The sequence below is a fragment of the Shinella sp. GW821-FHT10F02 genome (assembly GCF_058809275.1).
The window spans coordinates 35,320-48,243 of record NZ_JBXASL010000007.1; the positions used below are offsets into that span (position 1 = coordinate 35,320).

The window sequence follows — 12,924 nt, forward strand, 5'->3', positions numbered from 1 at the left end:
GTCCTGATGAATATCCTTTCGGTGGCATCCGAAGTATTCCCGCTGATCAAGACGGGAGGCCTCGCCGACGTCGCCGGCGCCTTGCCGATCGCGCTTGCCGGGCACGGCGTGCATATGCGCACGCTGATGCCCGGTTATCCCGCTGTCATGCAGCGGCTGGAGTCGCTTCAGGAGGTCGCGCGCTTCGACGACCTGCTCGGCGAACCCGCCCGCATCCTCGCCGCCAAACACGAGGGTCTCGATATCCTCGTGCTCGATGCGCCAGGCTTCTTCGACCGGACAGGCGGCCCCTATTCGGACGCCACCGGCAAGGATTTCGTCGACAACTGGCAGCGCTTCGCCGCCCTCTCGCTTGCGGGCGCCGAGATCGCCCGCGGCCTGTTGCCGGACTGGCGGCCGGATATCGTACAGGCGCATGACTGGCAGGCGGCGATGACCGCCGTCTACATGCGCTATACCGGCCTGCAGCACATTCCGACCGTGCTCACCGTGCACAACCTCGCCTTCCAGGGCCAGTATGGCGCCGATATCTTCCCCGACCTCGGCCTGCCGCCGGAGGCCTTCACCGTCGACGGGCTGGAATATTACGGCGATGTCGGTTTCCTGAAGGGCGGGCTGCGCACCGCCTGGTCGATCACAACCGTCAGCCCGACCTACGCCCACGAGATCATGACGCCGGAATACGGCATGGGTCTCGAAGGCCTGATCAATGCCCGCGCCAGCGACCTCGTCGGCATCGTCAACGGCATCGACACCGCCGTCTGGAACCCCGAGACCGACACGCATATCGCCCGCCCCTATGCGCCCGGCGCGCCCAAGCAGCGCGCCGCCAATCGCCGCGCGCTTGCCGAACGCTTCAGCCTCGGCGATGACGACGGCCCGATCTTCTGCGTCATCAGCCGCCTCACCTGGCAGAAGGGCATCGATCTCATCGCCGAGGTCGCCGACTGGATCGTCGAGCAGGGCGGCAAGCTCGCCGTGCTCGGCTCCGGCGACCAGGGCCTCGAAGGCGCGTTGCTGGCCTCTGCCTCCCGCCACCGCGGCCGAATCGGCATCGTCATCGGCTATAACGAACCGTTGTCGCACCTCATGCAGGCGGGCGCCGACGCGATCCTCATCCCCTCGCGCTTCGAGCCCTGCGGCCTCACCCAGCTCTACGGCCTGCGCTATGGCTGCATCCCCGTCGTCGCGCGCACCGGGGGGCTGGCCGATACCGTCATCGACGCCAACGAAGCCGCGCTTTCCGCCCGCGTCGCCACCGGTTTCCAGTTCACGCCGATCAATGCCGAGGGCCTGCGCCAGGCGCTGCGCCGCGTCTTCAAGGCCTATAACGAACCGAAAATCTGGGCACGCATCCAGAACCAAGGTATGAAGTCGGACGTTTCCTGGGAAAACAGCGCCGCGCGCTACGCTGACCTCTATTCCAGCCTTCTTTCGAGAGCCAACCTTTCCTGAAGAGCCAATCTTTCCTGAAGAGTATGAGCCGATGACCGTCAAGACCGTAACGACCACGCCTTACACCGATCAGAAGCCGGGCACCTCGGGCCTGCGCAAGAAGGTCCCCGTCTTCCAGCAGCCGAACTATGCGGAAAACTTTATCCAGGCGATCTTCGATTCGCTGGAAGGCTTTGCCGGCGAAACGCTGGTGATCGGCGGCGACGGACGCTACTACAACCGCGAGGTCATCCAGCTCGCCATCAAGATGGCGGCCGCCAATGGTTTCGGCCGCGTTCTCGTCGGCCGCGGCGGCATTCTCTCCACGCCCGCCGCCTCCAACGTCATCCGCAAATACAAGGCTTTCGGCGGCATCGTGCTGTCCGCCAGCCACAATCCCGGCGGCCCGACGGAAGATTTCGGCATCAAGTACAATATCGGCAATGGCGGCCCGGCGCCGGAAAAGATCACCGACGCGATCTTCGCCCGCACCAAATCGATCGACAGCTACAAGATCGCCGACGTCGCCGACGTCAATCTCGACCATGAAGGCACGCAGGACGTCGACGGCATGACGGTCACCGTCATCGACCCGGTCGCCGACTATGCCGAGCTGATGGAACAGCTTTTCGACTTCGCCGCCATCCGTGCGCTGCTCGCCGGCGGCTTCCGCGTCGTCTTCGATGCCATGAGCGCCGTCACCGGCCCTTACGCCAAGGAAATCCTCGAAAACCGCCTCGGCGCCACCAAGGGCTCCGTGCTGAACTTCATGCCGCTGCCCGATTTCGGCGGCCACCATCCGGACCCGAACCTCGTGCACGCCCGCGCGCTCTACGAGACGATGATGGCGGACAACGCGCCGGACTTCGGCGCCGCCTCCGATGGTGACGGCGACCGCAACCTGATCATCGGCAAGGGCATCTTCGTCACCCCCTCCGACAGCCTCGCGCTGCTCGCCGCCAATGCCCATCTCGCTCCCGGCTATGCCGCGGGTCTTGCCGGTATCGCCCGCTCCATGCCGACCTCGGGTGCGGCCGACCGGGTTGCCGAAAAGCTCGGCATCGGCATCTACGAGACGCCGACCGGCTGGAAGTTCTTCGGCAACCTGCTCGATGCGGGCCTTGCCACGATCTGCGGCGAGGAAAGCGCGGGCACCGGCTCCAACCATGTGCGCGAGAAGGACGGCCTCTGGGCCGTGCTGCTCTGGCTCAACATCCTCGCCGTGCGCAAGGAAAGCGTGCTCGACATCGTCCAGCAGCACTGGGCGACCTACGGCCGCAACTACTATTCCCGCCACGACTACGAGGAAGTCGATACCGACGCCGCAAACGGCCTGGTGGCGAACCTGCGCGATCAGCTCGCCACGCTGCCCGGCAAGAGCTTCGGCGCCCTCACCGTCGCGACGGCCGACGACTTCGCCTATAACGACCCGGTCGACCAGTCGGTCAGCAAGAACCAGGGCATCCGCATCCTTTTCGAAGGCGGCTCGCGCGTGGTCTTCCGCCTCTCCGGCACCGGCACGTCGGGCGCGACGCTGCGCGTCTATATCGAGCGCTTCGAGCCCGATGCCGCGCGCCACGACGTCGAGACGCAGGAGGCGCTTTCCGACCTCATCGCCGTCGCCGACGAGATCGCCGGCATCAGGACCAGAACCGGCCGCGACGCGCCGACCGTGATTACCTGATATGACCACCGCCCCCTCCTTCGCACCGGGCGCAACGCTCTCCGGCGACGGAGTGGAGTTCGCGGTCTATTCGCACGATGCCGGCCGCGTCGAGCTCTGCCTGTTCGACACGGACGGCAACACGGAACTCGCCCGCCTCACCATGGGGCGGGATGAAAACGGCTTCCACCGCGTCTTCGTCGAGGGCGCAACCGCCGGCACGCGCTATGGCTTTCGCGCCGAGGGCGTCTATTCTCCCGACCACGGCCTGTGGTTCGATCCGGCAAAACTGCTCGTCGATCCCTACGCCAAGGAACTCGACCGCCCCTTCGTGCATGACGGCCGGCTCACCGTCTTCGGCACGGACACGACCGATATCGTGCCGAAGGCGATCGTCACCCGCGACCGGCCGGTCACCGTAAAACCACCGATCTTCCGCCCCGGCGGTTTCGTCTACGAGATCGCCGTGCGCAGCTTCACCATGCTGCATCCGGATGTGCCCGAGGCAATGCGCGGCACGGTCGGCGCCCTCGCCCACCCCGCCGTGCTCGCGCATCTCAAGCGCCTCGGCGTCGATGCGGTCGAGCTGATGCCGATCACCGCCTGGATCGACGAGCGGCACCTGCCGCCGCTCGGCCTGTCCAATAGCTGGGGTTACAATCCGATTGCCCTGATGGCGCTCGACCCGCGCCTCGTGCCCGGCGGCATGCAGGAACTGGCCGACACGGTCGCAGCCTTGCGGGCGGAAAATATCGGCGTCGTCCTCGACCTCGTCTTCAACCATTCCGGCGAAAGCGACCGCCATGGCGCCACGCTCTCCATGCGCGGCCTCGACAACCTCACCTATTACCGCCATGTGCAGGATCGTCCTGGCGACCTCATCAACGACACCGGCTGCGGCAACACCATTGCCGGCGAGCACCCGGTCGTGCGCCAGCTTGTGCTCGACAGCCTGCGCCATTTCGTCCGCCATGCCGGCGTCGACGGCTTCCGCTTCGACCTCGCCACCATTCTCGGCCGCGAGGCGGACGGTTTTTCCGCCCGGTCCGCGCTTCTCTCCGAAATCTGCGCTGATCCGCTGCTGAAGGACCGCGTGCTGATTGCCGAACCCTGGGATATCGGCCCCGGCGGCTACCAGCTCGGCAATTTCCCGGCACCCTTCCTCGAATGGAACGACCGCTACCGCGACGACACGCGCACCTTCTGGCGCGGCGACAGCCACCGGCTCGGCGCCTTTGTCACCGCCTTTGCCGGCTCCTCCGACATCTTCTCCCGCCACGGCGGCGAAGCGACGCGCAGCGTCAACTTCCTCGCCGCCCATGACGGCTTCACGCTGATGGACCTCGTCTCGAACACGGTGAAGCACAACGAGGCGAACGGCGAGCAGAACCGCGACGGCCACAACGAAAACCACTCCTGGAACAACGGCGCCGAGGGCGCGACGAACGACGGCGCGGTGCTCTCCGCCCGCCGTGCGGACGTGAAGGCGCTGCTTTCCAGCCTCTTCCTCTCGCGCGGCACCGTCATGCTGACGGCCGGCGACGAGGGCGGGCGCAGCCAGCAGGGCAACAACAACGCTTATTGCCAGGACAATGCCATCACCTGGATGCACTGGGACCAGCTGGACGAAGGCCTGATCGAACACACCAGCATGCTCTCGGCCATCCGCAAGCGTTTTTCGGCCCTTGGCGAAACGACCTTCTGGAGCGGTGCCGGCGATGTCGACTGGCGAACGCTCGCCGGCACGCCGATGACGGCCGGCGACTGGGAAGCGCCGTTTGCCGGAACATTGCTTGCCATCCTCAAGACGCCCGACCTACAACAGCAGCGGATCGTCCATCTCGCGATCGCCATCAACCGGACGCACGGCGAGCAGGCGCTCGCTTTGCCACCACCGGAGGGGCGCGACTGGACGAGCCTGCTTTCCGCCAACCATCCCGCGATCGGCATGCTTCATTCACGCACCGTCGAGATTTTTGTCGAAAAGCACTGATCTTCATTACCCGGACAAACCGCCTCGCTAAAGCATGTCGCGCAAAAGTGTGCCGCGGTTTTGCGACAACGACATGCGAGACGCAAAAGCCGGGGCGCGAATCAAGCGGCGGGAAAGCCAAATGCCAGCACATATCCACCTGAAGGACATCGATGCCCTCGTCGGCACGGAGATCGGCCTGTCGCGCTGGTTCACCGTCGACCAGACCATGATCGACCGTTTCGCCGGGGCGACGGAAGACCATCAGTTCATCCACACCGACCCGGTGCGCGCAGCGGCGGAAACGCCCTTCGGCGGCACGATCGCGCACGGTTTCCTGACGCTCTCGCTGCTCTCCGCGATGAACTACGATTGCGTGCCACGCATCATCGAGCAGACGATGGGCATCAATTACGGTTTCGAGAAAGTGCGTTTCATGACGCCGGTGAAAAGCGGCGCGCGGGTGCGCGGCCGTTTCATGCTGGCGGAAGCCCGCTTCCGCGGCGCCGGCATGGTGACGATCCGCTACGACGTGACCGTCGAAATCGAGGACGAGCGCAAGCCCGCGCTCACCGCCGACTGGATCACCATCATCCAGTTCGACCCGAAGGACCGGCCGGAACATGTCTGAGGCGGGCACGCGCAGCGCGGTCATCCGGGCATCGTTCGATGACCAGGCTGCCGCCTGCGCCGCCCTCGGCTCAGCCTTCACGGCCCGCCTGTGCAGGCTTCTCGGCACGCGGCTCGATGAGGAAAATGCGGTGGGCCGGCGCGTCCTCGCCTGGCCCGGAGATCCCTCCGGAAAACACGACGCCCTCGCCCTGCGGCTTGCCGGCGCCCTGCATGCGCTGGTCCTCGCCCACACAAACCCCGCGCTCGCCGCCTGTTATCCGCCCGCAACGCCTTCGAAACCGACGAGGCCCTCCTTCTCGAACGGCTCCTGTCGCCGCCGCAAACCAATGAAGTCCGCCGGTCCGGCGCCCTCCTGCCGGGTTTCCTGACCATCGCCGCCCTCTGCGGCAAGCCGCTCGTCCTGTCGGAAGTCGGCGCCAGCGCCGGCCTGAACCTGCAATGGGATCGCTACGCCTACCAGCTCGGCCAATCGTCTTGGGCGATCGAGAATTCCGATATCCTCATTGCCCCCGAATGGTCCGGCCCCGACCCCGAAATGGCGGACATGCAAGTAATCGACCGGGCCGGTTGCGATCTCCGGCCGGTCGACCCGGCCGATGCACAGGAACGGCTGCGGCTCCTCTCCTATATCTGGGCCGACCAGGCGGACCGGATCGAGCGGACGGGCAAGAGCCTGGCCCTTGCCGCCGAAAGGCAGCTTCCCGTCGAGCAGGCCGACGCCGTGGAATGGCTGGAGCGGCGGCTTTCGACGCCCTTTCCGGGCGCTGTGCACGTCGTCTACCACTCGATCGTCTGGCAATACCTGCCGGCCGAAAAGCGTGAAGCCGGCCGGCGCGTCCTCGAAGCCGCCGGCGCCAGGGCGACAGTGGATGCGCCGCTCGCCCACCTTCAGATGGAAGCCGACGACCAGCCAAAAGATGGCGCCGCGCTGACTCTCCAAGCTTGGCCCTCGGGCCGCAAGAAGATGATCGGCCGGGCCGATTTTCACGGCCGGTGGGTGCGCTGGTTCGGATGGCCGAAACCGTGAGAGCCACCGCTGGGCCTGGTTAGAGGCCAACGTCCTCCGCGCCTTCCGCTAGCAGGCCGAAGGCATAGGGCGAGAACGAGCGCCAGCATTCGACACGATAATCCTCTTCGCCCGTGCGCAACAGCACGATCTCGATCTTGCCGAGCACGGTGCGGGCAGCCGCACCGACCGGGAAGATCGCGTTGCCTAGATCGAGCGGGCAGGCGCTGGCAATCGCGCCGGCCGCTTGCGGGCCGGAGACGAGGACGGCCGTGTTGCGGTGGGAGACATCCGTCGCCGAATGCAGCACGCCGGAGCTTGCGGCCGCCGCCATCAGGTCCGCGCCGTTTTCGTCGATCAGCAGCCATTCGTCCGGGCCGAGCCAGAGCGCGTGGCGACCGTTGGCCGAGGCCGAGGTTTTCGGGCGCGTCGGCAACGTCAGGCCGAAGGCGGCCGACAGCGCGCCGAGCGCGTCGCTGCCGGCACGCAGCGACAGGCGGGTTGCGGGACCGGCGGGCGTGACGCGCGCGCCGGCGGAGCCACCATGACGGCCGGCGAGCGGCGCCTTGCGAAGTGCTTGATCAGCCATTGAGGCGTGCTCCTTCCTTGTCGATGAAGACCATGTCGCTGACCTCGACCGCGATCGTGCGGTCGGGCATCGGCACGTAGAGCGTCTGGCCGAGACGGGCCTGGCCGCCGGCGACGAGCGCCATGGCGATCGACCGGCCGCAGTTTTCCGACCAGTAGGACGAGGTGACGTGGCCGAGCATTTTCATCGGCTTCGGCTCGTTCGGATCGGCGACGATCTGCGCGCCCTCCTCCAGAACCACGTTCGGGTCCTTCGTGAGAAGGCCGACAAGCTGCTTGCGGCCCTCCTTCACGAGGTCCGGCCGCTTCAGGCCGCGGATGCCGACGAAATCCGTCTTCTTCTTGGAGACGGCCCAGCTCAGGCTGGCATCGTGCGGCGTGACCGTGCCGTCCGTATCCTGGCCGACGATGATGTAGCCCTTTTCGGCGCGCAGGACGTGCATGGTCTCGGTGCCGTAGGCGCAGGCGCCGAGCGGCTCGGCCCGCGCCCAGATTGCCTCCAGTACGGACTGGCCGTAATCGGCCGGCACGTTGACTTCGAAGCCCGCTTCACCGGTGAACGACATACGGAAGAGCCGGGTCGGCACGCCGCAGATCTTGCCTTCGCGCACGCTCATATGCGGGAAGGCCTCGTTGGAAATGTCGATGCCCTCGACGAGCGGCTCGATGATCTCGCGCGCCTTCGGCCCCTGCACGGCGATGACCGCCCACTGTTCGGTGGTGGAGGTCAACCAGACCTTGAGGTGCGGGAATTCCGTCTGGAGATAATCTTCCATGTGGTTCATGACACGCGGCGCACCACCCGTCGTGGTGGTTACGTGGAAGCGATCCTCGGCAAGGCGACCCACGACGCCGTCGTCATAGACGAAGCCGTCCTCGCGCAGCATGATGCCGTAGCGGCAGCGGCCGGGCTTCAGCGTATCCCAGGCGTTGGTATACATGAGGTTGAGGAACTCGGCGGCATCCGGGCCGACGACCTCGATCTTGCCGAGCGTCGAGGCATCGAAGACGCCGGCGGCGTTGCGCACCGTGCGGCACTCGCGGTTGACCGCGTCGTGCATCGTCTCGCCGGAGCGCGGATAGTACCAGGCACGCTTCCAGTTGCCGACATCCTCGAAGACGGCGCCCTGCGCCTCTTCCCAGGCATGCAGCGGCGTCTTGCGCGCGGGATCGAACAGGTCGCCGCGCGAATGGCTGATCAGCGTGCCGAAGGTCACCGGCGTATAGGGCGCGCGGAAGGTGGTGAGGCCGATCTTCGGGATCTCGCGGTTCAGCACTTCCGAGGCGATGGCCAGGCCATGGATGTTGGAGAGCTTGCCCTGGTCGGTCGCCATGCCGTTGGTGGTGAAGCGCTTGATATGCTCGATCGAATGCATGCCCTCGCGCACGGCAAGGCGGATATCCTTGGCGCAGACGTCGTTCTGAAAGTCGACGAAGGCCTTGACCGTCGTGTCGACGCCAGCGCCTTCGCCCGCCCCGGCCATGCCGCCGGTCCATTCGAAGGCGTTTTCGCCACGAAGCTCGACCTTGCTGCCGCCCTCGTTGCCGGTGGCGCGCGCCATCAGCTCGCCGGCTGCCAGCGATTCCTCGATGGTCGCCTGAAGGCCGTCCGTGCCGTTGCACGAGCCGACGGAAAGGCAATCCTGCGCATAGGTGCCCGGCAGGAAGCGGCCGGAGGCGGCGTCATAGGCGACCTTGCCGCGCGACTGCGAGAAGAGGTGCACGGAGGGCGTCCAGCCGGCGGACATCAGCAGCGCATCGACCGGGATCGAGCGCGCCGAGCCGCCGCCATTGCGGGCGACCGAGATGGAGGAGACGCGCAACTTACCCTTGGTATCGACGACCGAATGGCCGACGAGCACTTCGATGCCGAGCTTGCGGGCCTCGGCGAGAACAGCCTCGCCGGGCTTGTCGCGATTGTCGACGATGGCCGCGATCGTGACGCCGGCGCGCTTCAGGTCGAAGGTGGCTTCATAGGCCGAATCGCTCGCCGTATAGACGCCGACCTTGCGGCCGACGGCGACGCCGAAATGGTTGAGATAGGTGCGCGCCGCCGACGCCAGCATGATACCCGGCCGGTCATTGTTGGCGAACACCATATGGCGCTCGATCGAGCCGGTGGCGAGAATAACGCGCTTGGCGCGGACCTGCCACATGCGTTCGCGCGGCAGCTTCTTGTCGGGACGCGCGAGGTGATCGGTGACACGTTCGACGAGGGCGACGAAATTGTGGTTGTAATAGCCGAAGGCCGTCGTGCGGGTGAGAACGGTGACGTTCTCCATCGCCTTGAGTTTAGCGGCCGTCGCCTGCGCCCAGGCATAGCCGCTCTGGCCGTCGATGGTGACCGACGTGTCGTAGTGCAGCGCACCGCCGACTTCCGGCTGCTCGTCACAGAGGATGACGCGGGCGCCGGTTTCCGCGGCCGCAAGCGCAGCGGACAGGCCGGCAACGCCGCCACCGGCGACCAGCACGTCGCAATAGGCGTAGCGGCTGGCATAGTGGTCCGGGTCTTCTTCCGTCGGGGCGACGCCGAGGCCGGCGGCCTTGCGGATGAAGGGCTCATAGACCTTTTCCCAGGCGGCCTTCGGCCACATGAAGGTCTTGTAGTAGAAGCCGGCGGCAAAGAACGGCGACAGCAGGTTGTTGATGCCGCCGATATCGAAGGACAGCGACGGCCAGCGGTTCTGCGATTCAACCTGCATGCCGTCGAAGACTTCCTGCACCGGCGCGCGCACGTTCGGCTGGCGGCGGGCGGCATCGCGGGAAACGTCGATCAGCGCATTCGGCTCTTCGGGGCCGGCCGAAAGAATGCCGCGCGGGCGATGGTACTTGAACGAGCGGCCGACGAGGTGCACACCGTTGGCGAGCAGCGCGGAGGCAACCGTGTCACCCTCCAACGCCTGGTAGGTCTTTCCGTCGAAAGTGAAACGCGCCGTCCTGGCGGGCGTCAGGCGGCCCTGACCGGCAATGCGATTAGCACCGCTCATTTCGCGGTTCCTTCCGTGGCTTCATAGGTTTCGACGGTTTTCTCGGTGGCGGGGGCGTTGCCGGAAAGATCGGGCTTCGGCTCGCCGGCCTTGTAGCTCATCACGAACTTGTCGCTCACCGTGTCGCGCGCCGCATTGAAGAAGCGGCCGCAGCCATGGATATGGCGCCAGCGTTCGAAGATCAGGCCCTTCGGGTTGTCGCGCAGGAAGAAGAACTCCTGGAACTCCTCGTCGGTGATGTCGGCCATGTTGGTCGGCCGGGCGATGTGCGCGTCGCCACCGTGGCGGAATTCGAGTTCCGAACGCTCTTCCTCGCAGTAGGGGCAGTAGATCAGCAGCATTGTTTCCTACCTGTTAAAGCTCTGGACCCGTCACGAACGTGCCTGGGTCCTGGTCGCAAAGTCGTCGGCCCATGGTGACGAAGGGTGCAAGCCGGTAAATCAGCTGCCGGGTGTCGTCATAGGGAGCCAGAACGTCCGTCATTCCCAGATTGGCAATACTCATCGCAAAGAGATCGACATCAATGTTGAAGGCGCGGCTTGAGTCCGTTTCATCCGGAACGAAATAGATCGTCCGCTGACCCAATATCCTTATGCAACTCAACATCCCGCTCTCGGCGACGAATGGCCATTCCTTCTCGCCCGCTGCCTTCTGGATCTTCTGAAACCGAAAATCTCCCGGTGTCGGGATGATATCGCCGACCGGCAAGACACCGGCCGCCATCAGAAATCCCGCAAGCAGCGCGCCGTTCATCAATGGGCGACCGCCGCCGCCGCTGCCTCGTCGATCAGGCGTCCGGTGCGGAAGCGGTCGAGCGTCAGGCCCGACGCCAGCTTGTGCGGCTCACCCTTCGCGATGAGATGCGCGAAGAGATGCGCCGAACCGGGCGTCGCCTTGAAGCCGCCGGTGCCCCAGCCGCAGTTGACGAAGAGGTTCTTCACCGGCGTGACGCCCTGAATCGCCGAACGGTCCGGCGTGTTGTCGGTGATGCCGCCCCACTGGCGCATCATCTTGACGCGGCGGAACATCGGGAACAGTTCGCAGATGGCGTCGAGTGTATGCGTGATGATCTGGAGACCGCCGGTCTGGGAATACGAGTTGTACTGGTCCGTACCCGCACCGATGACGAGCTCGCCCTTGTCCGACTGCGAGATATAGGCATGCACCGTGTTGGACATGACGACGCAGGGAAAGATCGGCTTCATCGGCTCGGACACCAGCGCCTGGAGCGGCACCGAATGCAGCGGCAGCTTGACGTCGGCCATCGACAGGATGACCGAGTTGTGGCCGGACGCCGACACGGCGACCTTCTTGGCACCGATGAACCCCTTGGAGGTCTCCACGCCCGTCACGGCGCCGTCCGGTCCGCGGCGGATGCCCTTGACCTCGCAGTTCTGGATAACATGCACGCCGCGATCGGATGCCGCACGGGCATAACCCCAGGCGACGGCGTCGTGGCGGGCGGTGCCGCCGCGGCGCTGGAGGGCAGCACCGTTGATGGGGTAGCGGGCGCTGGCCGAGATATCGAGCGGCGGGCAGAATTCCTTCGCCTGCTGCGGCGTCAGCCATTCGTTGTCGATGCCGTGCAGGCGGTTGGCATGGATGTGCCGGCTGAAGGACTGCTTGTCGTGCACATTGTGCGACAGCATCATCACGCCGCGCGGCGAATACATGACGTTGTAGTTGAGATCCTGGCTCAGGCCCTCCCAGAGCTTCAGCGAGTGCTCGTAGATGTCCATGCTCTCGTCATAGAGATAGTTCGAGCGGATGATGGTCGTGTTGCGGCCGGTATTGCCGCCGCCGAGCCAGCCCTTCTCGATCACCGCGACATTGGTGATGCCGTGCTCCTTGGCGAGGTAATAGGCAGCACCCAGGCCATGGCCGCCGCCGCCGATGATGATCACATCATAGTCCTTGCGCGGCTCGGGCGAGGTCCACTGCGCCTCCCAACCCTTGTGGCCGCGCATCGCCTCGCGGGCGACGGCGAAAACCGAATATTTGCGCATCCTAAGTCCTCAACGTCTCGCCGGCATCGGCCGGCTGTTTCCTGCCCTGATAGAAAGCAAATCTTGCGCGCGGACGCCGTATCCTTTGCGACGCATTCGGGCGCACCTTGTACCACATGCGACATGAGCCCCGCCGAAGCTTTTTCCCGGCGTTTGTGAGGGCCACGCGCAAATATCCTTAACATCGCGGCGTGCAAGGCTGGACTTTCCCGTGGCGATCTGGTATCCGACGCGCCAATTGCCAGCCTGTTGGGCTGCGCGACCGCAATCTATTTGCCTGGCGACCTGTGCTCGCCCGGGCTTACAACGAACGAAGGAACGGGATTCTCGTGCAGGTACTTGTCCGCGACAACAACGTTGATCAGGCTCTCCGCGCTCTCAAGAAGAAGATGCAGCGCGAAGGTATTTTCCGTGAAATGAAGATGCGCGACTTTTATGAAAAGCCGTCGCAGAAGCGTGCGCGTGAGAAGGCTGAAGCCGTTCGTCGCGTCCGCAAGCTGGCCCGCAAGCGCGCCCAGCGCGAAGCCGGCGGCGTCAGCGCTCGTCCGAGCGCCCGTTAATCGGCCGTCTTTTCGACGTTTTCGGATGCAAGACCGGGCGGGGGCGAACATTTCGCCGCCGCCTTTTTTGACGTG

General features: G+C 65.4%; 10 protein-coding genes and 1 pseudogene. 6 read left to right on the forward strand and 5 right to left on the reverse strand.

Going from position 1 to position 12,924, the window contains the following annotated elements:
• Window positions 1-6: 6 nt before the first annotated feature.
• From glgA to AC1RWL_RS21470, 5 genes and pseudogenes are all read left to right on the forward strand, one after another.
• On the forward strand, window positions 7-1,455 hold the full coding sequence (gene glgA, locus AC1RWL_RS21450; protein ID WP_493097192.1) for a glycogen synthase GlgA: 1,449 nt from the start codon (window positions 7-9) through the stop codon (window positions 1,453-1,455).
• A 31-nt stretch (window positions 1,456-1,486) separates the two neighbouring features.
• On the forward strand, window positions 1,487-3,118 hold the full coding sequence (locus AC1RWL_RS21455) for an alpha-D-glucose phosphate-specific phosphoglucomutase (RefSeq protein ID WP_493097193.1): 1,632 nt from the start codon (window positions 1,487-1,489) through the stop codon (window positions 3,116-3,118).
• A 1-nt stretch (window position 3,119) separates the two neighbouring features.
• Window positions 3,120-5,090 (forward strand): glycogen debranching protein GlgX, encoded by a 1,971-nt coding sequence (gene glgX / locus AC1RWL_RS21460; protein ID WP_493097194.1) that lies wholly within the window; start codon window positions 3,120-3,122, stop codon window positions 5,088-5,090.
• A gap of 121 nt (window positions 5,091-5,211) precedes the next feature.
• The gene (locus AC1RWL_RS21465; RefSeq protein WP_256119781.1) at window positions 5,212-5,700 is read left to right on the forward strand and encodes a MaoC family dehydratase; all 489 of its coding nucleotides are present in this window, start codon (window positions 5,212-5,214) and stop codon (window positions 5,698-5,700) included.
• Window positions 5,693-6,729 (forward strand): annotated as a pseudogene (locus AC1RWL_RS21470) (DUF2332 domain-containing protein). Before AC1RWL_RS21465 ends, AC1RWL_RS21470 begins: the two are co-directional and overlap by 8 nt.
• 19 nt (window positions 6,730-6,748) lie before the next feature.
• On the opposite strand, the gene AC1RWL_RS21475 reads toward AC1RWL_RS21470, so the two are convergent.
• From AC1RWL_RS21475 to AC1RWL_RS21495, 5 genes are read right to left on the reverse strand one after another with little or no spacing between them, the layout of a single operon-like run.
• Entirely contained in the window at window positions 6,749-7,297 is a 549-nt protein-coding gene (locus tag AC1RWL_RS21475; protein WP_493097195.1) for a sarcosine oxidase subunit gamma, read from the reverse strand.
• Entirely contained in the window at window positions 7,290-10,283 is a 2,994-nt protein-coding gene (locus AC1RWL_RS21480) for a sarcosine oxidase subunit alpha (protein ID WP_493097196.1), read from the reverse strand. The genes AC1RWL_RS21475 and AC1RWL_RS21480 overlap by 8 nt, the downstream gene beginning before the upstream one ends.
• Window positions 10,280-10,624 (reverse strand): sarcosine oxidase subunit delta, encoded by a 345-nt coding sequence (locus AC1RWL_RS21485; RefSeq protein WP_256119785.1) that lies wholly within the window; start codon window positions 10,622-10,624, stop codon window positions 10,280-10,282. The genes AC1RWL_RS21480 and AC1RWL_RS21485 overlap by 4 nt, the downstream gene beginning before the upstream one ends.
• Window positions 10,625-10,637: 13 nt before the next feature.
• Entirely contained in the window at window positions 10,638-11,036 is a 399-nt protein-coding gene (locus tag AC1RWL_RS21490) for a hypothetical protein (RefSeq protein ID WP_493097197.1), read from the reverse strand.
• On the reverse strand, window positions 11,036-12,289 hold the full coding sequence (locus tag AC1RWL_RS21495) for a sarcosine oxidase subunit beta family protein (RefSeq protein ID WP_256119787.1): 1,254 nt from the start codon (window positions 12,287-12,289) through the stop codon (window positions 11,036-11,038). Before AC1RWL_RS21495 ends, AC1RWL_RS21490 begins: the two co-directional genes overlap by 1 nt.
• A 329-nt stretch (window positions 12,290-12,618) precedes the next feature.
• Between AC1RWL_RS21495 and rpsU the strand changes: the two genes are divergently transcribed.
• Window positions 12,619-12,849, forward strand: coding sequence for a 30S ribosomal protein S21 (gene rpsU / locus AC1RWL_RS21500; RefSeq protein ID WP_256119788.1), 231 nt, complete (start codon window positions 12,619-12,621; stop codon window positions 12,847-12,849).
• Window positions 12,850-12,924: the final 75 nt, after the last annotated feature.